Origin of the sequence: Collinsella sp. AF29-7AC, assembly GCF_003475665.1 — a bacterium.
Taxonomy (GTDB): Bacteria; Actinomycetota; Coriobacteriia; order Coriobacteriales; family Coriobacteriaceae; genus Collinsella.
Window position 1 is genome coordinate 13138 of sequence record NZ_QRQX01000005.1, and the last position, 20059, is coordinate 33196.

General features: G+C 60.1%; 20 protein-coding genes. 18 read left to right on the forward strand and 2 right to left on the reverse strand.

The window, feature by feature from the left end; all coding sequences use genetic code 11:
• Position 1 precedes the first annotated feature (1 nt).
• Positions 2–793 (forward strand): RNA polymerase sigma factor SigF, encoded by a 792-nt coding sequence (locus DWZ15_RS03005; RefSeq protein ID WP_118449291.1) that lies wholly within the window; start codon positions 2–4, stop codon positions 791–793.
• On the forward strand, positions 790–2202 hold the full coding sequence (locus tag DWZ15_RS03010; protein WP_118449293.1) for an AI-2E family transporter: 1413 nt from the start codon (positions 790–792) through the stop codon (positions 2200–2202). Before DWZ15_RS03005 ends, DWZ15_RS03010 begins: the two co-directional genes overlap by 4 nt.
• A gap of 6 nt (positions 2203–2208) precedes the next feature.
• Here DWZ15_RS03010 and DWZ15_RS03015 read toward each other — a convergent pair whose 3' ends face one another.
• A complete protein-coding gene (locus tag DWZ15_RS03015) occupies positions 2209–2448 on the reverse strand; it encodes a hypothetical protein (protein ID WP_117564125.1) in 240 nt (79 codons plus the stop codon).
• A 196-nt stretch (positions 2449–2644) separates the two neighbouring features.
• Here DWZ15_RS03015 and alaS point away from each other — a divergent pair, with 196 nt between their 5' ends.
• The 14 genes from alaS to DWZ15_RS03085 all read left to right on the forward strand — a co-directional run bounded on the left by alaS (position 2645) and on the right by DWZ15_RS03085 (position 15791).
• Positions 2645–5302, forward strand: a complete 2658-nt coding sequence (gene alaS / locus DWZ15_RS03020; protein ID WP_118449454.1) for an alanine--tRNA ligase — start codon at positions 2645–2647, stop codon at positions 5300–5302.
• Between the two features lie 17 nt (positions 5303–5319).
• Positions 5320–5748, forward strand: coding sequence for a Holliday junction resolvase RuvX (gene ruvX, locus DWZ15_RS03025; RefSeq protein ID WP_118449295.1), 429 nt, complete (start codon positions 5320–5322; stop codon positions 5746–5748).
• Positions 5741–7126 (forward strand): endolytic transglycosylase MltG, encoded by a 1386-nt coding sequence (mltG, locus tag DWZ15_RS03030; protein ID WP_233544617.1) that lies wholly within the window; start codon positions 5741–5743, stop codon positions 7124–7126. Before ruvX ends, mltG begins: the two co-directional genes overlap by 8 nt.
• A 1-nt stretch (position 7127) precedes the next feature.
• Entirely contained in the window at positions 7128–7625 is a 498-nt protein-coding gene (locus DWZ15_RS03035; protein WP_118065361.1) for a YqeG family HAD IIIA-type phosphatase, read from the forward strand.
• 8 nt (positions 7626–7633) lie between these two features.
• Complete coding sequence (locus tag DWZ15_RS03040) at positions 7634–8167, forward strand: shikimate kinase (RefSeq protein WP_118449299.1); 534 nt, start codon at positions 7634–7636, stop codon at positions 8165–8167.
• Complete coding sequence (locus DWZ15_RS03045) at positions 8164–9273, forward strand: hypothetical protein (RefSeq protein ID WP_118449301.1); 1110 nt, start codon at positions 8164–8166, stop codon at positions 9271–9273. Before DWZ15_RS03040 ends, DWZ15_RS03045 begins: the two co-directional genes overlap by 4 nt.
• A gap of 131 nt (positions 9274–9404) precedes the next feature.
• The gene (locus DWZ15_RS03050; protein ID WP_117637706.1) at positions 9405–10535 is read left to right on the forward strand and encodes a Xaa-Pro peptidase family protein; all 1131 of its coding nucleotides are present in this window, start codon (positions 9405–9407) and stop codon (positions 10533–10535) included.
• Between the two features lie 158 nt (positions 10536–10693).
• Positions 10694–11257 carry an elongation factor P gene (gene efp / locus DWZ15_RS03055; protein ID WP_117757241.1) on the forward strand — a complete coding sequence of 188 codons (564 nt, stop codon included), beginning with the start codon at positions 10694–10696 and terminating at the stop codon, positions 11255–11257.
• A 24-nt stretch (positions 11258–11281) separates the two neighbouring features.
• On the forward strand, positions 11282–11644 hold the full coding sequence (locus DWZ15_RS03060; RefSeq protein WP_118449303.1) for an Asp23/Gls24 family envelope stress response protein: 363 nt from the start codon (positions 11282–11284) through the stop codon (positions 11642–11644).
• Positions 11645–11647: 3 nt separating this feature from the next.
• A complete protein-coding gene (gene nusB, locus DWZ15_RS03065; protein WP_118449305.1) occupies positions 11648–12235 on the forward strand; it encodes a transcription antitermination factor NusB in 588 nt (195 codons plus the stop codon).
• 2 nt (positions 12236–12237) lie between these two features.
• On the forward strand, positions 12238–12504 hold the full coding sequence (locus tag DWZ15_RS03070; RefSeq protein ID WP_089571754.1) for an exodeoxyribonuclease VII small subunit: 267 nt from the start codon (positions 12238–12240) through the stop codon (positions 12502–12504).
• Between the two features lie 8 nt (positions 12505–12512).
• On the forward strand, positions 12513–13316 hold the full coding sequence (locus DWZ15_RS03075; protein WP_117779231.1) for a TlyA family RNA methyltransferase: 804 nt from the start codon (positions 12513–12515) through the stop codon (positions 13314–13316).
• Positions 13313–14173, forward strand: a complete 861-nt coding sequence (locus DWZ15_RS03080) for an NAD(+)/NADH kinase (protein ID WP_117639364.1) — start codon at positions 13313–13315, stop codon at positions 14171–14173. The genes DWZ15_RS03075 and DWZ15_RS03080 overlap by 4 nt, the downstream gene beginning before the upstream one ends.
• Positions 14163–15791, forward strand: coding sequence for a DNA repair protein RecN (locus DWZ15_RS03085; RefSeq protein WP_118449307.1), 1629 nt, complete (start codon positions 14163–14165; stop codon positions 15789–15791). The genes DWZ15_RS03080 and DWZ15_RS03085 overlap by 11 nt, the downstream gene beginning before the upstream one ends.
• A gap of 260 nt (positions 15792–16051) precedes the next feature.
• On the opposite strand, the gene DWZ15_RS03090 is transcribed toward DWZ15_RS03085, so the two are convergent.
• Positions 16052–16909 carry a MurR/RpiR family transcriptional regulator gene (locus tag DWZ15_RS03090; RefSeq protein ID WP_117655428.1) on the reverse strand — a complete coding sequence of 286 codons (858 nt, stop codon included), beginning with the start codon at positions 16907–16909 and terminating at the stop codon, positions 16052–16054.
• Between the two features lie 273 nt (positions 16910–17182).
• Here DWZ15_RS03090 and DWZ15_RS03095 point away from each other — a divergent pair, with 273 nt between their 5' ends.
• Both DWZ15_RS03095 and DWZ15_RS03100 read left to right on the forward strand, forming a co-directional pair.
• The gene (locus tag DWZ15_RS03095) at positions 17183–19186 is read left to right on the forward strand and encodes a fructose-specific PTS transporter subunit EIIC (RefSeq protein ID WP_118449309.1); all 2004 of its coding nucleotides are present in this window, start codon (positions 17183–17185) and stop codon (positions 19184–19186) included.
• A 507-nt stretch (positions 19187–19693) separates the two neighbouring features.
• A complete protein-coding gene (locus DWZ15_RS03100; protein ID WP_022094575.1) occupies positions 19694–19957 on the forward strand; it encodes an HPr family phosphocarrier protein in 264 nt (87 codons plus the stop codon).
• Positions 19958–20059: the final 102 nt, after the last annotated feature.

A 20059-nucleotide genomic window follows, 5' to 3' on the forward strand; every position in this document is an offset into this window, starting at 1 on the left:
TATGACCGAACGCTCCCGGAGCGGCAAGACCGCTTGGGACAAGGAGAAAACCCGCGAGCTGTTTCGTCGTTATAAGGAGACCGGTGATCCGGATGCTCGCGAGCAACTCGTCATGTCCCATATGAACCTGGTAAGGTTTCTTGCCAACAAATTCAAGAACCGCGGCGAGCCGCTCGATGACCTTTTGCAGGTCGGGTACTTGGGCTTGCTCAAGGCTATCGATCGCTTTGATCCCGAGCGCGGACTCGAGTTCACGACGTTTGCCACGCCCACCATCTTGGGCGAGATTAAGCGCCACTTCCGCGACAAGGGCTGGAGTGTGCGCGTGCCGCGTCGTCTGCAGGAGCTCTCTGCCAAGGTTAACCAGGCCACCGATAAGCTTACCAACGAGCTTCAGCGCTCGCCCAAGGTTGGGGAAATCGCCGATTACCTTGGCGTGACCGTCGACGAGGTGCTCGAAGCCATGGAATCGTCCTCGGCCTACACCTCGGTGCCCATCGAGGCCCCCGGTGCGTCCGATTCCGATGATGCGCCTTCGATTCTCGATCGCTATGCCGACGACGACAACGAGCTCGACTTTACCGATGACCGCCTGGTAATCGAGGAAGCCATCCGCGATTTCTCGCCGCGCGAGCGCGAGGTTATCGAGCTGCGCTTCGTTAAGGGCATGACCCAGATCGAGATTGCCAAGAAGCTTGGCATCTCGCAGGTGCAGGTCTCGCGCCTGCTGCGCCGTACCCTTAAGAAGATTCAAGATAAGATCGACCCCGACGGAGTGATGGTTCGTTCATGAGTGAGCACCCCCAACAAATCGACCGCACGCTTCGCGATACCCGCATTCTGACGCTGCGCATTTGGGGCGTCGTCGGCTGCATTGTCATCGCTGCCGTCATCTTTAACCTTATGGGCATGCTGGCACCGGTCATCGAGTTTCTCGCTGTCGGTTCCATCATCGCTTTTGTGATGTCTCCGATCACCAACTGGCTCGAGCATCACGGCGTCGGACGTGGCCTCGGTTCGCTCATCGCACTCATTGTGGTTGTTGCCGTGCTCGTCGGCGTCGTCTGCATCCTATCGCCTATTTTGCTCGGTCAAATCATGGAAGTCCTGAGCCGCCTGCCCGAGCAGCTTCGTGTTGCGGGTGGCGATCTCAACGAGATGCTCTCGCACGCCAAGACGCTCAACAACACGCCGCTCAAGGAGTATCTGGACGACAATCTTTCTTCGCTGGTTACCGTAGCGTCCAAGTACGTCTCGCAAATCGCTGCCGAGCTCGGTCGCGGTGTATTCCCGCTCATTACCAATACGGCCTCGCAGCTGTTCGTCATCTTCCTGGGCTTGGTGCTTGCCTATTGGTTGGCCTGCGACTATCCCCGTATGCACCACGAGGTCTGCACCATCATCGGACAGGAAAAAGAGACCTCGTACCGCTTTATGGTTGCCATCCTTTCACGTTCGGTCGGCGGCTATATGCGCGGCATGGTCGTGACTTCCATCTGCGGTGGCTTTTTGGCTTTTATCGGCTTTACGCTCATTGGCCATCCATACGCAGCGCTCATGGCCATCTTTACCGGCATTATGCACTTGGTTCCGGTTGTCGGTCCCTGGGTGAGCGCGGCGATCGCCACGGTGCTCGGTTTTATGTTCAGCCCTATGCTGGCGTTATGGACGCTTGTCGTGACCATGGTGGCTCAAAACGTCACCGATAATGTCATTTCGCCTAAGGTCATGCAGAGCTCGGTGCAGGTTCATCCCGTTATGAGCCTGACGGCCCTCGTTATCGGTTCGGCACTCATGGGCCCCATCGGCATGGTTATCGCCATTCCGCTGTGCGCGGCCCTCAAGGGCATCTTCGTCTACTACTTTGAGAACGAGACCGGCCGTCAGCTCGTGGCATACGACGGCGCCGTGTTTAAGGGCACTCCGTATCGCGATACCGAGGGTAACCCGGTCGCCGCCTACGACGCGCTCGGAGACGATACGTTCATCTATGAGTCCGAGCTCATCGGCAACGAGACCGCGCCCGAGGCCAAGGCCATGCCCAAGCCCGAGCTCGATAATCCCTGGATTAAGCTCTCAGGCCTGCAGCCCGACGCGACGGGTTTCTTTAAGAACCCCTTTGCCAAGGACGACGACACAAGCTCTGACGACGACACCAAAACCGGCATCGACGGCTCCATGGACGATTCGGATTCCAAATAGGCCCTGTTAGCGTTTCTTGATGTTGTAAATAACAATAAACGCGATCAAAGCGATTGATAAGGGGCCAGCCACATAGAAAAAGATGGTGTCAATTGCGCTTAGGGTGTAATACGCTTTATCGCCAGATGTTACTGCGTACAATGCGTAGCCAAATCTCGGCTGGTTCACATACCAGCTCGAGTAAGCGAAGATTGCTAAAAGGGCTACTGAGGTTAGTGCATTCACGACAAACCGTTTGCTATTCATCGATCGCTCCTTCCGGACGATTCTTATATGAAATTTTACCAAAATCATTTTTTTCAAAGTATTTGACAGACCTAAATAACGTGCACTTTCGCTGGAGGGTCGCTGTTTGGCGGCCCTCTTTTTTGCACAGGCGCGGTGGGATGGTAATATCGTTACGTTTGAACTGTTTCGATGTGAAACCGAGGAGATTCCCTCTATGAGTGCTGATTACCCGTCAATGACTACGGCCGAGATTCGCTCTAAGTTCCTCAACTTCTTTGAGGAGCGCGGTCTTAAGCTCTATCCTTCTTCGTCCCTCGTCCCCGACGATCCTTCGCTGCTGCTTGCCAACGCCGGCATGAACCAGTTTAAGGAGTACTACCAGGGCAAGAAGACCATGAAGGAGATCGGCGCGATCTCCTGCCAGAAGTGTGTCCGCACCAACGACATCGACTGCATCGGCGAAGACGGCCGTCACCTGTCCTTCTTTGAGATGCTCGGCGACTTCTCCTTTGGCGGCGTCTCCAAGCAGCAGGCTTGCGCTTGGGCCTTTGAGCTCATCACCAAGGAGTTCAAGCTTCCGCTCGACCGCCTGTACTTTACCGTCTTTACCGAGGACGACGAGACCCACGACGTGTGGCGCTCTCTGGGCGTTGCCGAGGATCACATCTCCCGCCTGGGCGAGGACGACAACTTCTGGGCCGCTGGCCCCACCGGCCCCTGCGGTCCGTGCTCCGAGATCTACTTTGACATGGGCGAAGAGGTCGGTTGCGGCAGCCCCGATTGCAAGCCTGGCTGCGACTGCGACCGCTTCCTTGAGTTCTGGAACCTCGTGTTTACCCAGTACGACCGCCAGGAGGACGGCTCCATGCCGGAGCTGCCGCACCGCAACCTCGATACGGGCATGGGTCTGGAGCGCATGGCCGCCATCATGCAGCACAAGACCGCTAACTACGACGGCGATCTGATGCAGCACCTCATCAAACTCGGCGAGGAGATCAGCGGCAAGACCTATGACGCCGACGATTACTCCGGCGCCAGCCGCTCCCTGCGCATCATCGCCGACCACTCCCGTGCCGTCGACTTTATGATCTCGGACGGCATCCTGCCCGGTAACGAGGGCCGCGAGTACGTCCTGCGCCGCCTGCTCCGTCGTGCCGTGTTCCACGGTCGTCTGCTGGGCATTGAGGGCGCCTTCCTGACCAAGTTTATCGACGAGGTCAACGCTCAGATGGGCGAGGCTTATCCCGAGCTGCTCAAGAACGTCGCGCTCGTTAAGGGCATCGTCGCCTCCGAGGAGGAGCGTTTCTCAACGACGCTCGACAACGGCCGCGTTTACCTGGACGAGGCCCTGGCCGCGCTCGCCGACGGCGCTGTCCTTCCGGGCGATGTTGCCTTTAAGCTTCACGACACCTTTGGTTTCCCCATTGACCTGACTGTCGAGATCGCCGGCACCGCCGGTCACGACGTCGACATGGATGGCTTTACCGCTTGCATGGAGGACCAGAAGGCCCGTGCCCGCGCCAACGCCAAGGGCGATGCCTGGGGCAGCTTCAACGACGTGTGGGTCGAGCTTTCCGACAAGGTTGGCGCGACCGAGTTCGACGGCTATGACAACGACGTCATCGATGGCGCCAAGGTTGTCGCCATCGTGCGCAACGGCGAGTCCGTCGATTCCGCCGCTGCGGGCGAGGACGTCGAGGTCGTGCTCGACCGTACCCCGTTCTACGCCGAGATGGGCGGCCAGCAGGGCGACGCCGGCGAGCTTTCCGCCGAGGGCGTTGCGCTGACCATTTCCGATACCAAGAACCACAACGGCCTGTATGCCCACGTCGGCCACGTCGCCGAGGGCACGCTGACCGTCGGTGCTACCGTGACCGCCGCGCTCGACGCCGAGCGCCGTGGCTTCCTGCGTCGCAACCACACCGCCACGCACCTGCTCGACGCCGCGCTTAAGCAGGTCCTAGGCGAGCATGTCTCCCAGGCTGGCTCGTTGGTGACGCCCGAGCACCTGCGCTTTGACTTCACGCACTTCGAGGCCCTGTCCCCCGAGCAGCTCAAGGCTGTCGAGGACCTGGTCAACCAGCAGATCTTCGCTTCCAAGCCGGTCGTGACCCGCGTCATGGGCATCGACGAGGCCAAGGCCGCCGGTGCTGTCGCCCTGTTTGGCGAGAAGTACGGCGACGTCGTCCGCGTTGTCTCCGTGGGCGCCGAGGATCAGCCGTTCTCCCGTGAGCTCTGCGGTGGTACGCATGCCGCCAACACTGCCGAGATCGGCCTGTTCAAGATCATCTCCGAGTCTTCCACGGGCTCCAACGTCCGCCGTATCGAGGCTGTGACCTCCAAGGGCGCTCTCGACTACATGGCCGACCGCCTGGCGCTCGTTGACGCCGCTGCCGCTGCGCTCAAGTGCCGCGTTGACGAGGTTCCCGCCCGCGTGGAGAACCTGCAGGCCGAGCTGCGCGAGACGTCCAACAAGCTCAAGAAGGCACTCACCGGTGGCTCCTCCGATGCTATCTCTGGCGCCATCGAGGGCGCTGTCGAGCTGAACGGCTACAAGCTCGTCGTCGCTGAGCTTCAGGGTCTTGAGGCTGCTGACCTGCGCAATGTGTGGGATACCGTGCACCAGAAGGTTGCCGGCCCCGTCGCCTGCGTCGTTGCCAGCGTTACCGAGAAGGGCACCCCGGCCCTGCTCGCCGCCGGCTCCGATGACGCCGTGAAGGCCGGTTTCCACGCCGGCAACGTGATCAAGCAGATCGCGGGCCTGGTCGATGGTCGCGGTGGCGGTCGTCCCAACATGGCCCAGGCCGGTGGCAAGAATGCTGCCGGTATCGCCGATGCCCTCGCGGCCGCCAAGACCGCGCTCGGCGCCTAAGAACCTAAGTAGTCGCTGTGGTCGCGCTCGCACTGGACATAGGGGAGACCAGGATTGGCATTGCCGTCTCGAGCCGTGATGGCAAGATGGCGATGCCTGTCAAGGTGCTTTCGGCTGCCGAGGTCACTGGTATGGCAAAGACGTTTCGCTACCTGGTCGAGGACTATGAGCCCGATATCCTGGTAAGTGGACGTCCCTTGACCATGGCAGGTGAGCCCGGCCCCCAGGCCGAGCGCGTCGCCGCAGTGGCCCAAAAGATTGCCGACGAGCTCGAACTTCCGCTGGAGTTTGAGGACGAGCGTCTGTCCTCGCAGGAGGCCAAGCGAATCCTGCGCGAGCAGGGACTCAACGAAAAGCAGATGAGGGGCAAGATTGACATGATCGCCGCCAGCCTGTTCTTGCAGACATGGCTCGATCGTAAAAACGAGGAGGTTTCGCATGCCTAGCGCTTCCGATCCGCGCCAGCAGAATCGTACACGGCAGCCTGCGCCGCGCCCTGCCCAGCCTGGCCAGCGTCCGGCACAGCCGACGCAGCGCGCAGCTCAGCCTGCCGCGCGCCCGGTGCAGTCCTCCTCTCGTTTGGCTCAACCTGCTCAGCGGACGGTTCGACAGCCCACTGCTCGTACGGCCCAGCCTGCAGGCGGTACCCGCTTTAAGCAGCAGGCACCTACCCAGCGAGCACAGGCCCCCCAATCGCATTCGCATCACGCTCGCGGTTCGCACGGCGTTGCTCCGGCCACGCGATCGAGCTACAACACGCATGCTCGTCGCGGTGCCCAAAAGAAAAGCTCCCCGGTGCCTATGATTATCGGCGTCGTCGTCGCCGTGCTAGCGCTTGTCGCGATCGTTTTCTTTGTCGTGCCGGCCGTCAAGGGCTTCTTTGTCGGTGAGGATTCGAATGTCACGGCTGGTCAGCAGGTTAAGGTGACCATTCCTGACGGTGCTTCGGGCGATACGATCGCCTCGATTCTCTCTGAGAACCATATCGTCGAAAATCCCAAGGATTACTATGCGGCGGTGAAAAAGCTCAACGCCGATATGTCGCTCAAGCCTGGTACTTATTCGTTCACCACGCTCATGGACGCGACTAAGGTGGTTCAGCAACTCATGGAAGGCCCCAACGCTGGCTCCAATGCGCTGACGATTCCCGAGGGCTTGACGGTCGATCAAGTCGCCGACCGTGTGGCCCAGGCCTACAATAGCATCTCTAAGGAAGACTTCCTCAACCAGGCCAAGGCCTCCAACTACGTGGACGACTATAGCTTCCTTAGGGGCGCGGCCAATGATTCGCTCGAGGGCTTCTTGTTCCCCAAGACCTATTCGCTGGGCGATTCGCCGACGGCCGATGATGTGATTCGCGCCATGCTCGATCAGTTTAAGACCGAGTACAAGTCGCTTGACTTTGCCAGCTGCGAGGCGAAGATCATGGAACGCTACGGTGTGGAGATGTCCGACTACGACATCGTTAACTTGGCCTCTATTGTTGAGCGCGAGGGCCTCAACGCCGATCAACGTGCGCACGTGGCCTCGGTTTTTTACAACCGCCTTGCCGGCAAGCTCGACGGTCTGCGTTATCTCAACAGCGATGCGACCATGATGTATGTCACCGGCGGCGAGGTTACCGCCGACGACCTGCAGAGCGATAGCCCGTATAACACCTATAAGCACGAGGGCCTGCCGCCCACGCCCATCTGCTCTCCGTCGCTCGAGGCGCTCAAGGCCACCCTTGAGCCGACCGACTCCGATGACCTGTATTTCTACATTACACAGGACGAGGAGTACTTCTCGCAAACCTACGAAGAGCATCAACAGTCTTGGAATTAGCATGAGGATTTTTAGCCCCAAACGATACGTTGCCTCGGTCGATCGCATCGACCTTGATACCCTGTGGGCCGACGGCAAACGCGCCATTCTGCTCGATCGCGATAACACCCTGGTGCCGCGCGACACCGAGCAGGTTCCCGCCGCGGTTTCCGCTTGGCTTGACGCCGCCCGCGCCAAAGGCTTTAAGCTGTGCATGGTGTCCAACAACTGGCATCGCGACCAGGTCATGAGCTCTGCGCGCGAGCTGGGACTCGAGGCCATTAGCCACGCCATGAAGCCGGCGCCGTTTGCCCTCAAGGCGGGTCTTAAGCGCCTCGGCGCCACGGCCGACGAGGCGGTACTGATCGGTGATCAGCTCTACACTGACGTGTGGAGTGGCAATTTAGCCGGCGTCGATACCATCCTGGTAAAGCCGCAGGCGACGCAGGACCTGTGGTATACGCAGATCTTCCGTATTTTTGAGCGCCGGGCCCTGCGCGACCTTCCCTGCGAGGAATAGGTTTCACCATGTCTCAGCACATCAAACACGGCTGCGACCATATCTTCTTTATCGGCTTTTTGGGCGCGGGCAAGTCGACGCTCGCGCGCAACGTCGGCACCATGTTCAATCGGCGTTTTATCGATACCGACCGCCTGGTCGTGCGCCGTTGCGGCAAGTCGGTAACCGAGATTTTTGAGACCGAGGGCGAGGATCGTTTTCGCGAGCTCGAGACCTCGGCGCTCCGTTCGCTCCAAAGCGAGCGCAGCTTGTTGGTTTCGTGCGGTGGCGGTATCGTCGAGACACCGGTGAATATTGAGCTGATGCACGATATGGGTACGTGCGTGTACCTCGAGGGCGACTTCGAGGATTCGATTCGCCAGATTCGTCGGTCCGACACGCGCCCCGATTTCCGCTCGCCCGAGCATGCCGCGCGCCTGTTTGAGCATCGCCGTCCGCTGTATCGCCAGGCCGCAGATATTACCCTTGATATTCGCAACAAGTCCTTCGAGGACGTTTCCTACCTTTGTGCCGAGATGCTTTTGGAGCGTGGACTGCTATGATTCGCCGTCAACTGATCAATTTCCAAAATCGCAGTGTCGATGTTCGCGTCGGCTTTAACGCTTTTAGTGAGCTGTCGCGTATGTTTGCCTCGGCCGTGGGCAAGCCCAAGCGTGCGATGGTTGTCTGGAACAGCGCTGTTTCCGACCGCTTTGGCGAGATCGTTGAGCACGCTCTGGTCGATGCCGGCTTTGCCGTGTCGCCGCTCGTCCTCGAGGTTTCGCCTGCCGGTGCTACGCTGGCCGACGCCGATGCTATCTTTGGCGCCCTGTCTGCCAACGGCGTTACCTGCGACGATCTGGTTGTCGCCGTTGGCGATGCCGCAACCTGCTCGGTTGTTAGCTGGTGCGCCAACCAGTGGTGCGGCCGAACTGAGTGCGCGCTGTTGCCGACGACCTTCGACGCCATGCTCACGGTCGCGACGACCATGAAGCCGCTCGTCGCCTCGTCGGCCAATGCGCTTCCCGCTATCGCGTTCCGTCCCGAACCGGGCTTGGTCGTGTGTGACCTCGACCTTGTTCGCGAAGCGGACCCCGAGGACCTCAAGCTCGGCTATGCGGTACTTGTTGGCACCATGCTTTCGAGCAGCAAGTCGCGCTGGAATCAGTTTATTGAGACTGTTCCCGAGATTCTTGCTGGTGAGGAGGTCGCGCTCGTCAATGCCGTCCAATGGTCTCAGACTGCCCGCAAGGACGTGCTGACGGCCACGAACCCGAGCGCTCGCCATGCGCTCGATTTTGGCAAGATGGGGGAACGCACCCTGCGCGCCTGCTTGGGCGATGCCGCTTCGCAGGTCCCTGCCTACCAGCTGTTGTCCGAGGGCATGCGCTTTGAGGCGCGCCTTGCACATGATGCCTGCGACTTCGATATCGATTACGTCTTTGAGGTCGATGACTGCCTGGAGGACTTTGGTATCGAGGAGCTTGCCTTCGATCTGGAGCCCGCCGCATATATCGAGGAGTTCCGCAGGCAGCAGTTTGTCCGCTCGAACCGCAGTATGTTGCCGCTGCCCGCGTCACTCGGCGCCATTCGTCTCACGAGCGTTGAGGACGAGGTTCTTGAGCGCCATGCTCACGCCTACTTGGCTTCTCGCAAAGAACTGCTCTAAGATTTATTGACATCCATCGTCTTTCGTATCATGTTGAGGGGCGGGTTTCAATCGGTCGTGGATCACATGCTATTCCGTCGTTCGGTTGAGACCCGTCCCGCACTTTTTGAGACAACAAGAAAGGAATCTGCATGTCTGAGTTTGCTGCCGGTCCTGCCGGTCGTATCGAGCGTGTCCGTGCCCTGATGGTTGAGCGCGGCTACGACGCTATCGTGGTGCGCGACGAGGCCAACCTTCGTTGGCTTACGGGCGTCAAGGGCGTCTTCGATTACACCTTCGAGTTCCCGCACGCTGCGTTTATTACGGCTGACCAGTGCCTGTTCCATACCGACTCGCGCTATCTCAACAGCTTTGAGGAGAACACGCCCGCCGGCAGCCCCTGGGTCTACGACATGGACGAGGGCACCATCCCCGGCTGGGTCGCCGGCAAGATCGCGGCCAACAAGTGCCGCGTCTGCGCTGTCGAGGACGACATGCAGATCAATTTCTACCAGGGTATTCAGCGTGGCCTGGAGGACCGCTCCGTTGCCTGCATGCTGCCGCTGATGCATGACGACATCCGTAAGATGCGCGCCATCAAGGACGCCGAGGAGATCGAGCTCATGCGCCACGCGCAGTCGATCACCGACGCCGCCTTCCAGCACATGCTCGGCTATATTAAGCCCGGTATGACTGAGAAACAGGTCCGCAACGAGCTCGAGAACTTTATGTTCGCCAACGGCGCCGACAGCCTGGCCTTCGGCTCCATCGTGGCAAGCGGCCCCAACACCGCCAACCCGCATGCCGTCCCGAGTGATCGCGTGATCGAGAAGGGCGACTTCGTCCTCATGGATTACGGCGCGGGCTACTGCGACTACCGCTCCGACATGACGCGCACCGTCGTGATGGGCGAGCCCACCCAGGAGCAGCTCGACTTGTACGCGCTCGTACGCCGCACCCACGAGGAGTGCGTCGCCGCTATCCATCCGGGCGTCGAGGGCAACGACATTTTCAAGCTTTCCAAGAAGATCATCGGCGATGCCGGCTATGGCGATTACTACAACCATGGTCTGGGCCACGGCGTTGGTATCGACATCCACGAGCTGCCCAACTTCAACCGCAGCAAGAATATCATCGAGGTTGGCTCGGTTATCACCATGGAGCCCGGCGTCTACCTGCCCGGCGTGGGCGGCGTGCGCCTGGAGGACTACGGCGTGGTCACCGAGAACGGCTACGAGCCCTTCACCAAGACGCCGCATGACCTCCACGTCATCGATTGCTAGCTCATTTCGATAGATTTTGGGGCGGGGCGTCCGGATCGATTCGGACGCCCCGCATTCTCTTTTTATGCGCTCGCTGCAGGCGCCGTCTGCAAGTGTATAATTTTGGTCGTATGTAATTTGGACGCTTGTGCGTTCTGCCCATAACAAGAAAGGTCGATATGCCTACCATTTCTACCGCCGACTTCAAGAACGGCCTCGGTCTCCGCATTAAGGACAAGGTCTACACCATCGTCGAGTTCCAGCATGTCAAGCCGGGCAAGGGCGGCGCATTTGTGCGCTACAAGACCCGCGACATCAAGAGCGGCCGCGTCGTCGAGAACACCTGCAACGCCGGCACCAAGTTCGAGAGCGTCATGCTCACCACCCGTGAGTTCCAGTACCTCTACAACGATGGCACCGACTACATCTTCATGGACAATGAGACCTATGAGCAGGTTCCTGTTCCCGAGGACATGGTGGGCGAGAACTCCAAGTGGCTGCGCGAGAACGACATCTGCCAGCTGCTCTTCGCCGACGATGAGCTCATGGGCGTGACCCCGCCGATGTTCATCGAGACCACCATCGTCCAGACCGACCCGGGCTTTAAGGGCGACACCGTTCAGGGTTCCACCAAGCCGGCCACGATCGACACCGGCGCTGTCATCCAGGTCCCCATGTACCTCAACGAGGGCGAGGTCATCAAGGTTGACACCCGCGACGGCAAGTTCGTCTCCCGCGTCTAGCAACCAACTCTTCTAGGAGGACTCATGCCCCAGGAAATCAAGATTGACGGCATCGGCATTTCGCCCGATGTTCTGACCGCCATCGTCTCGCGCGCCGTCACGGATGTCGAGGGCATCGCCTCCGTTGGCGTCAAGGACCTTGCCACCAACCTTGTCTCCATGATGCTCTCGTCCAAGGCCCCGGCTTCCGAGCCGGCGGTCGAGACCGAGGTCGCCGGCGACAAGCTCGCACTCACCGTGCGCGTTGTGGTGTTCTTTGGCTATCCGTTCAAGAAACTCGCCGAGGCCGTTCGCGCTGCCGTGGTCGCTGCCATCGATGCCCAGGTGGGCGTTGAGGTCGAGCGCGTTGACGTTTGCATCGACGGCCTCGTTTTCCCCAAGGAGTAACCTTTGAGCCTTAAGGTTTATCGCGGGCGCACGCTTGCCCGCAGTCAGGCGCTGCAGCTGCTGTTCCAGGCCGAGGCCACGGACAGTCCGCTCGAGCGCGTCCTCGAGGGCGATTTCCTGATCTCGAAGGGTCCCCTCGACCCCTATGCGCTGGAGCTTTGTCGCGGTGCCTACGAGCATATCGATCGCATCGACTGTGCCCTGCGCGCCGTCGCCAAGAACTGGGATCTTATGCGCATGCCCGGCGCCGACCGCAACCTGCTGCGTATCGCCGTCTACGAGATGCGCTTCCTCACCGACGAGGAGGTCTCGGACGCTATTGTTATCAACGAGGCCGTCGAACTTGCCAAGGCCTATGGCACCGACCAGTCCGCATCGTTTGTCAACGGCGTGCTGGGCAAGATCGCTCGCAGCGAGGAGCTGCCGGGTGAGGATTTGTACCAAGAGCTGCTGGCCGAGGATCGCGCTCGCGAGGAGGCGCAGGCTGCCGAGGCGGCCGCCAAGGTCGCTGCCGCTCAGGCTGCCGCCGGTGTACTTGCCGAGGATCCGGACGCTGCTGAGGCCGTCGAGGCCGACTCCGTCGAGGAGTAGCCATGCCAGAGGGTTCCGTCCGCAACTTCGATGAGATCTCGGATCGCCTGGACCAGATCATCGCCACCGTTCGCTCCAAGGATACGTCCCTGGAGCGTTCGCTCGATTTGTTTGACGAGGCTATTGAGCTTGGTTCCCGTGCGGTCGATATGGTCGACAAGTTTGAGCTGACGCCGCGTGAGGCCGACAAGCTCGAGCAGGAATACGATGAGGATGCGGCAAACGAGTCCCAAGATAGGCAGGCTGCATCCCCGGATACGAATGGTTGATGGCATTCATGAAACGCGTGCGTCTCGATGACGAACTGATTTCACAGGGCATCTGCGCCGATCGCGCGGATGCCCTTCGCACTCTTATGGCCGGCTTGGTCTCGAGCGGCGGTGAGCGTTTGACCTCTCCGGGGCTTAAGGTGACGCCGGGCCTGCCACTGCACGTTAAGGGGCGCATTCCGTACGTTGGGCGCGGCGGCCTTAAGCTTGAGGGTGCGCTCGATGCGTTTTGTATCGATCCCACGGGCCTTGCCTGCCTGGACGTAGGCTGCTCTACCGGCGGCTTTACCGATTGCCTGCTCAAGCGCGGTGCCGCCACGGTCGTTTCGGTCGACGTGGGCCGTGCCCAGTTTGATTGGTCGCTGCGCCAAGACGACCGCGTGACGCTCCACGAGCGCACCAACGTGACGCAGCTGCCCGAGCTCGGCTACGGCGACGCAATCGACCTGGCCGTGTGCGACGTGTCGTTTACGAGCATCGCGAACATCATCGACGCCGTGCTGGCGTGCCTGACGCCGACGGGGTCGTTCTGCACGCTCGTGAAGCCGCAGTTTGAGGCTCCGGCGGCGCTGGTGGGCGAGGGCGGTATCGTGACAGATCCCACTGTGCGTGTTGACACGCTCGTGGCGGCGATTGAGCTCTTTGCCGCCAAGGGCCTGTTCCCGCTTGACGTGTGCGTGTCGCCCATCCATGGCGCCAAGGGCAACGTGGAGTTTTTCCTGTACGGCACGAGGTTTGCCCCCAGCGAGCACTCCGATGACGAGTTGCAATCCCAGGTATCGGCTTTGAGTGAGAAAGCTGCAACGCTATGAAGGTCTTTCTGGTTCCCAATTACTACAAGCAAGAGGCGGTCGAGAGCGGCCTGATGCTCGAGCTCTGGCTGACGCGCCAGGGCTACGAGGTCGCTTGGGCTGCCGACCAGCGCTCCAAGATCCAGAGTACGCCCGACGTGGATGGTGCCGACCTTGTCATCACGCTCGGCGGCGACGGCACGCTGCTGCGCGCCGCCCGCATCCTCAACTATCGAGAGATTCCTATTCTGGGTCTTTCCTATGGTCACCTGGGCTTTTTGACGGCGGCCAGTCCCGAGGAACGCGATATTCTGCAGGTTGTGAGCGATGCCCTGTCCGGTGAGCTCCACGTGAGTCGTCGCGCCACGATCGCTGCAGACATCGTTTCTGTGCGCGAGGACGGCACCAAGGATGTCGTGCGTTCTTTTGCCCTCAACGACATGGCGCTCACGCGCGGGCCGCTTTCCGATATGGTCGAGTTCGATATCACCGTTTCGGGCCACCATATCGATCGCTTGCGCGGCGATGGTGTGGTCGTGTCTACGGCAACTGGTTCCACGGGCTATGCCCTCAGTGCCGGCGGTCCTATCGTGAGCCCGGATTACACGGGCATGGTCTGCGTGCCTATCGCGCCGCATACTATTCAGGCCCGTGCCTTTTTGACCTCGCCGAGCGATGTCGTCGAGATTTTTATGTCTGACGACCGACCGAGTGTACCTGCCATCGCTATCGACGGACAGTTTATTACCTGCGATGGTACCGTCGAGAGCGTAGCCGTGCGTCGCGGTCCCGGCGATGTTCTGCTGCTCGACTATGGCCCCGAGAGCTTCTATAACTCGGTGAGCCGCGTATTCTACGGAGTTCGTCATGATCGATGAGCTGCAGGTTTCAAACATTGCGCTCATTCGCGAGGCGACGCTGGTGCCCAGCGCGGGCCTAACTGTCCTGACCGGCGAGACCGGCGCCGGCAAGACTGCGCTGCTCTCGGCGCTTAAGCTCATTTTGGGCGAGCGCGCGGATTCTTCGACCGTGCGCGAGGGCGAGGCGCTTGCGAGCGTCGAGGCGCGCTTGTTCGATGGCCCGCACGACACGGAGGGCTTCACCGTGCAGCGCAGCCTTTCTGCCGAGGGCCGCAGCCGCGTCAAGATTGATGGTCGCATTGCCAGCGTGCGCGAGCTTTCCGAGCGCGTCGGCGTGATGATGGATCTGTGCGGCCAGCACGAGCATCAGCGCCTGCTCGATCCGGCACATCATGTTGCCATGGTCGATGCCTGGGCTGGTCGCTCTGCGCTCGAGGCACTGGAAAAGTACCGTGCCTGCTTTAGGGTGTCGCGTGCGGCTGCCAAGGAGGTCCGTCGCGTAGAGGAGGCGTCGCGTGCGCAGGGGAGTCGCGTCGAGGAGGCGCGCTTCGCCCTGGAGCGCATCGCCGAGATCGACCCCAAGCCGGGTGAGTATGAGGAGCTCGAGGAGCTGCTGCCGCGCTCCGAGCATGCCGAGGTGCTGGTGGCGACGGCCAACGACGCCCATGCATCGCTTACTTCCGAAGGGGGAGCGCTCGATGCCGTGAACGGCGCTGTGGCAGAACTGTCGCGCATGGCGACCGTCGATCGCAAACTGGGTGACATCGCCGACGCACTTTCGGACGCCTGCATCTCACTCGAGGATTGCGCCAATGAGCTGCGTGCTTATCGCGATGGTGTTGCGTTCGATCCTCGCGAGCTCGCTCGCATGCGAGAGCGGTATTCCGACCTTAAGGGACTTCTGCGGCAGTGGGGTCCCACCATGGACGATGTATTTGCCATGCGTGACCGCTCGCGGGAGTTGTTATCGCTGGTGGACGATGGTGACGTGCAGATTAGGAAGGCACGCGAGGCACTCGGCGCGGCAGAGCACGAACTGTTCGCCGCTGCCAAGGCGCTTAAGCGCGCACGCAATACGGCAGCCCCGCGTTTTTGTCACGAGGTGGGTCGTCAGATGGCACGCCTCGAGATGGGCGGCGCTGAGCTGGTCTGGGAGTCCCGCGATCTCCCTCGCGCTGAGTGGACACCCGCGGGCCCTTCGAGCTACGAGCTTCTGTATCGCAGCGGTGCCGGCCTCACACCGCGCCCTCTGCGCCGCATCGCCTCGGGCGGTGAGCTGAGCCGCGTTATGCTGGCGAGCAAGGTGGTTTTGGGTAATGCCGATGGTGTCGATACGCTCGTGTTTGATGAGGTCGATGCCGGTGTCGGTGGTTCCACGGCTCGTGCTCTTGCTGGTGTGCTGGCCGATCTTGCCGCCACGCATCAGGTCATCGTCGTAACCCACCTGGCGCAGGTCGCCGTTATGGCCGACAAACACTACGTGGTGAGCAAGGAATCCGGCAACGTTCCTCAGACGCATCTGGACGAGGTGACTGGGGACGCCCGTACCGCCGAGATTGCCCGCATGCTCAGCGGCGATCAGTCGGAGGCAAGCCTAGCGCACGCCAGGCAGATGTTGGAAGAGGCTCGAGGTTAGAACGAGCTGGCGGTGTTGAGGGACAAAATATCAGTAATTCTTGCCCCGCCGCTTCCTTTTCAGGTCCGATCGGCAAAAACTATGCTGGTTTACTACGATGAATCGGCATAGCTCGAGCACAGCTAAAATTGTAAAAAGAAAACCGCAGGTAGAACGCTTGCGGTTTTCTTTTAAAACGCGATGTGGTCGCATATTCCGATTTCATCGTAGTAAACCGGCATAGTTTTGTGGGAACGGTACATAACGTCCCCCGTTAAAACCTACTCCACGACCTTGTCCGGTTGGATGAGCTCCTCGTAGTAGCTGATGTGCTCTCGTGCGTCCTCAATTTCGGGCAGCAGGAAGTTGTAGATAACCTCGATGATCATCGTGGCGCTCATCTTGGAGAACGCGAAGTCGCCCGTTGTCAGCAGCGCCTCGTGGTTCACTGTATTAAAGGTGTAGTCGGCTAGGCGCGCAAGTGGAGACTTGCTGTCGCTGCTGATGACGACCACGGTGGCACCGCAGTCGCGAGCCGCTTTTGCCATGCGATTCAGACGGCGCGACTTGCCGGAGTTCGAGATCAGCACGATAACGTCGCCGGGGCGCAACGTGAGCGCAAAACCAATTGAGGTCTCGCTGATGGTGCTCGCCATGCAGCGAAGGCCCAGCTGCGAAAACTTAAACGTCGCGTCGAGCGCGACGGCGTTGGTGTTGCCTACGGCCGCAAACTCAATAACGCCCGCATTCTTTAACGCGTGCACAACGGCCGTTAGCGTATCGTGGTCAATCCCGTCGATGGTCGCGTTAAGCTCGCTGACCTTGGCAGCCAAGATATTTTTAAGGCTCTGCTCCATGTTGTCGAGCGAGACCTCGTCGGTCAGGCCCTCGTTGCGCTGACTCTCCAAGTCGCGCGCCAACGAAAACTGAAAGCTGCGGAAGCTGCCAAAGCCCAGCTTGCGGCAAAAGCGCGAAACCGTCGCCTCGGACGTGGCTGCGGCACGCGAAAGCTGGGCGGCCGTCAGGCGCGGCGCTTCGGACTGGTGCTCCAATATATAGTCGACAATGCGCTGCTCGGATCCACTATATCCCTGATGAGTGCTAATAAGGGAGAGCGCGCTCTTGCTGCTATCGGTCATGGATGGCTCCTGGTTGGCATGAAATATAGGACTCGTTTTTCAATGCCATAGTATACGGGCATTTTCAATTACAAGATACACCTTGCCGTTTCAAGTGTTGATGGTAAACTTTCACCTACCGTTTACGGTTATGAAAGAACCTTTCACCGGAGAATTGGGACATTTTCCTTTCCGCGAAAGCGCTGGGTTGGTATCTTTCAGTTGTGGAAAAGCGCGCAAGGACGCGCGTGTAGGGGAGCGCCTGCGGGCGCAGTACTCAAGAAGGAGGGACACATGGCTAAGTTTGACATCATCGCCGCCACCGGTTGCCCGACCGGTATCGCGCACACCTTCATGGCGAAGGAGGCGCTGGAGAAGGCAGCTGCCGAGCGAGGTCTGACCATTAAGGTCGAGACCCATGGCCAGGTCGGTGTCGAGAACGAGCTCACCAAGAGCGAGATCGCCGGTGCCAAGGCCGTCGTCGTCGCAGCCGATAAGGATGTCCAGGCTGAGCGTTTCGCCGGTAAGCCCATGGTTTCCGTCGGCGTTTCCAAGGCCCTGTCCGTCGAGGCCGCCGGAAAGCTGATTGACCGCGCGCTCGCCGCCAAGGGCGACGATACGGTTGCCGCTGCCGCCGATGTCGAGGACGAGGTCGAGGAGAAGGAGTCCATCGGCCACGTCATCTACAAGCACCTCATGAATGGCGTCAGCCACATGCTGGTCTTCGTCGTCGCCGGTGGTGTTCTGACCGCCGTTTCGTTCCTGTGGGGCATCACGTCCTTCGATTCGACGGCTGCCGACTACAACAGCTTTGCCGCTATGCTCAAGATTATCGGCGGTATCGCCATGAACCTCATGGTTCCGGTGCTTTCCGCCTACATCGCCGAGTCCATCGGCAAGCGTCCGGCGCTCGTCCCCGGCTTTGTTGCCGGCATGATCGCCATCCAGGGTCTGCCCGTTAACGCCGATACCGGCATGATCGACGCCGGTGGCGCCGGTGTGGGCTTCGGCTTCCTGGGCGGCATCGTCGGCGGCTTCCTCGCTGGCTATGTCATCCTGCTGCTCGAGAAGGTCTTTGCCGGTCTGCCCAAGAACCTGGACGGCCTCAAGGCAATCTTTTTGTACCCGCTGTTCTCGACTGCCATCGTCGGTCTGGTCATGCTCGGCATCTCCGGCCCCATGGCTGCCATCAACACCGCTATGATGGACTTCCTCAAGGGTCTGTCTGCCTCTGGCGCCGTTGTCCTGGGTCTTGCTATTGGCTGCATGTGCGCCTTTGACATGGGTGGCCCGGTTAACAAGGCTGCTTACGTCACCGGTACGGCTATGCTCACCGAGGCCCTGGCCGCCGGTGTTGGCACCGAGACCTACAACTTCGGCACCAACTTCATGGCTGCCGTTTCCGCCGCCTGCATCGTTCCGCCGCTGATCACCACCTTCGCCGTCGTCGTCGGCAAGAAGTACTTCAGCCAGGAGGATCACGACGCCGGTGTCGTCAACCTCATCCTTGGTTGCACCCACATCACCGAGGGCGCCATTCCGTTCATGACCAAGAACATCTGGCCCGTCATGCCCATCATGATGCTCGGTTCTTCCATCGCCTCGATCCTGACCATTATGTTCAACGTTCACGATCCGGCGCCCCACGGCGGCTTCCTGGTCCTGCCCGTTGTCGAGAACGGTCCGCTGTGGGTCCTCGCGATCCTCATCGGTGCTGTGGTCGGTGGCATCTTGTTCGTGGCCTTCAAGAAGTACGACTTCGAGAAGAACCAGAAGGCTGCCCCTGCAGCCAAGCCGGTTGAGGCCCCCAAGGCCGCTGCTGTCGAGGCTCCCAAGGCCGAGGCTGCCGACTTCGTGAAGGTCGAGAACGTCTTTGTCGCCGAGGACTTCGCTTCTCGTGACGAGGCCCTGAGCTTTGTCTCCAACCAGGCTGTCAAGGCCGGTATCGCCGGCGACGCCGACGCCGTGATGAACGCCTTCCTGGCCCGCGAGGCCGAGGGCACCACGGGCATGATGGAGGGCTTTGCCATCCCGCATGCCAAATCTGACGCCATTACCGAGGCCGCTGTCATTGTCGTCAAGGACGAGTCCGGCGTGACCGGTTGGGACACCATGGACGGCGCTCCCGTCAACGTGGCCATCGCGCTGCTCATCCCGGGTGCACAGGCTGGCACCACGCACCTCAAGATCCTGTCCAAGGTCGCCGAGGCACTCATGGACCAGGACTTCCGTGCCACCGTCAAGGGTTCCACCGACGCCGCCGAGATCGCCAAGACGATCAACGCTCGCTTGGTCTAATCCAGCAGTCAGCGAATAACATCGCCCCCTGTAAATAGGCGGAGACCCTCACCAGGGCCTCCGCCTTTTTCATCTCAACTCGGCACTTAGGGACGTTCCTTTTCTGCCGGCAGTTTGGGACACTCCTCAGTCCACAAGAGGGTATAGATAGGCTCCATCAACTAGATCAACCAGGCGAACAAAAAATTAGCCAGAATTCCGTTCACATGATATTGCTCTGGACCGACCGAGTTTCCGCAGCTTGCCTGCCGGGCGGGGCGGTTAAGTTTGTCGCGAGTTCCGCACGCAAAGGAAAGCACTTAATGTGCTTTCCGTCTTGCGCAGGACTGTAGAGCAGCAAACTTAACCGCCCCGCCCGGCAGGCGAGCGGACAGCGAACGACATCTGTCCAACAATTCGTGCGAAACACAATGAAAAACCGTTTGATGTGAGTTAATATAAACAACGTCGTGAATCTGACTCCTGCCACATGCATGACAGGGGTTAAACACAAAAAAGGAGTCAACTATGGTTTCTGAGAAGGCTACCCTCGTTAATCCTCAGGGTCTGCACATGCGTCCGGCTGGTCTGTTCGCCTCCACCATGGGCAAGTACGCCTGTGACGTGACGGTCGTCACCCCCGAGAAGGAGGTCAACGGCAAGTCCCCGATGGCCCTCATGGCTGCTGGTATCCCCTGCGGCACCGAGGTCGAGGTCAAGTGCGACGGCGCCGACGAGGCCGAGGCTCTGGCTGCTGCCATCGAGCTCATCAAGAGCGGTCTTGGCGAGTAGAACTCAAACGGGTCGCATGTTGAACAACTAAGTTCATATTTGGGGGCGCAGTGACCTGTCTTAAGGTAGCTGCGCTCTTTTGTCATGGATATGGCAAAACGC

Bases quoted from the DNA above. Each gene is read 5' to 3' on its own strand.
- DWZ15_RS03005 (WP_118449291.1), top strand. From the start codon at position 2: ATGACCGAACGCTCCCGGAGCGGCAAGACCGCTTGGGACAAGGAGAAA.
- DWZ15_RS03010 (WP_118449293.1), top strand. From the start codon at position 790: ATGAGTGAGCACCCCCAACAAATCGACCGCACGCTTCGCGATACCCGC.
- DWZ15_RS03015 (WP_117564125.1), bottom strand. From the start codon at position 2,448: ATGAATAGCAAACGGTTTGTCGTGAATGCACTAACCTCAGTAGCCCTT.
- alaS (WP_118449454.1), top strand. From the start codon at position 2,645: ATGAGTGCTGATTACCCGTCAATGACTACGGCCGAGATTCGCTCTAAG.
- mltG (WP_233544617.1), top strand. From the start codon at position 5,741: ATGCCTAGCGCTTCCGATCCGCGCCAGCAGAATCGTACACGGCAGCCT.
- DWZ15_RS03035 (WP_118065361.1), top strand. From the start codon at position 7,128: ATGAGGATTTTTAGCCCCAAACGATACGTTGCCTCGGTCGATCGCATC.
- DWZ15_RS03040 (WP_118449299.1), top strand. From the start codon at position 7,634: ATGTCTCAGCACATCAAACACGGCTGCGACCATATCTTCTTTATCGGC.
- DWZ15_RS03045 (WP_118449301.1), top strand. From the start codon at position 8,164: ATGATTCGCCGTCAACTGATCAATTTCCAAAATCGCAGTGTCGATGTT.
- DWZ15_RS03050 (WP_117637706.1), top strand. From the start codon at position 9,405: ATGTCTGAGTTTGCTGCCGGTCCTGCCGGTCGTATCGAGCGTGTCCGT.
- efp (WP_117757241.1), top strand. From the start codon at position 10,694: ATGCCTACCATTTCTACCGCCGACTTCAAGAACGGCCTCGGTCTCCGC.
- DWZ15_RS03060 (WP_118449303.1), top strand. From the start codon at position 11,282: ATGCCCCAGGAAATCAAGATTGACGGCATCGGCATTTCGCCCGATGTT.
- DWZ15_RS03070 (WP_089571754.1), top strand. From the start codon at position 12,238: ATGCCAGAGGGTTCCGTCCGCAACTTCGATGAGATCTCGGATCGCCTG.
- DWZ15_RS03075 (WP_117779231.1), top strand. From the start codon at position 12,513: ATGAAACGCGTGCGTCTCGATGACGAACTGATTTCACAGGGCATCTGC.
- DWZ15_RS03080 (WP_117639364.1), top strand. From the start codon at position 13,313: ATGAAGGTCTTTCTGGTTCCCAATTACTACAAGCAAGAGGCGGTCGAG.
- DWZ15_RS03085 (WP_118449307.1), top strand. From the start codon at position 14,163: ATGATCGATGAGCTGCAGGTTTCAAACATTGCGCTCATTCGCGAGGCG.
- DWZ15_RS03090 (WP_117655428.1), bottom strand. From the start codon at position 16,909: ATGACCGATAGCAGCAAGAGCGCGCTCTCCCTTATTAGCACTCATCAG.
- DWZ15_RS03095 (WP_118449309.1), top strand. From the start codon at position 17,183: ATGGCTAAGTTTGACATCATCGCCGCCACCGGTTGCCCGACCGGTATC.
- DWZ15_RS03100 (WP_022094575.1), top strand. From the start codon at position 19,694: ATGGTTTCTGAGAAGGCTACCCTCGTTAATCCTCAGGGTCTGCACATG.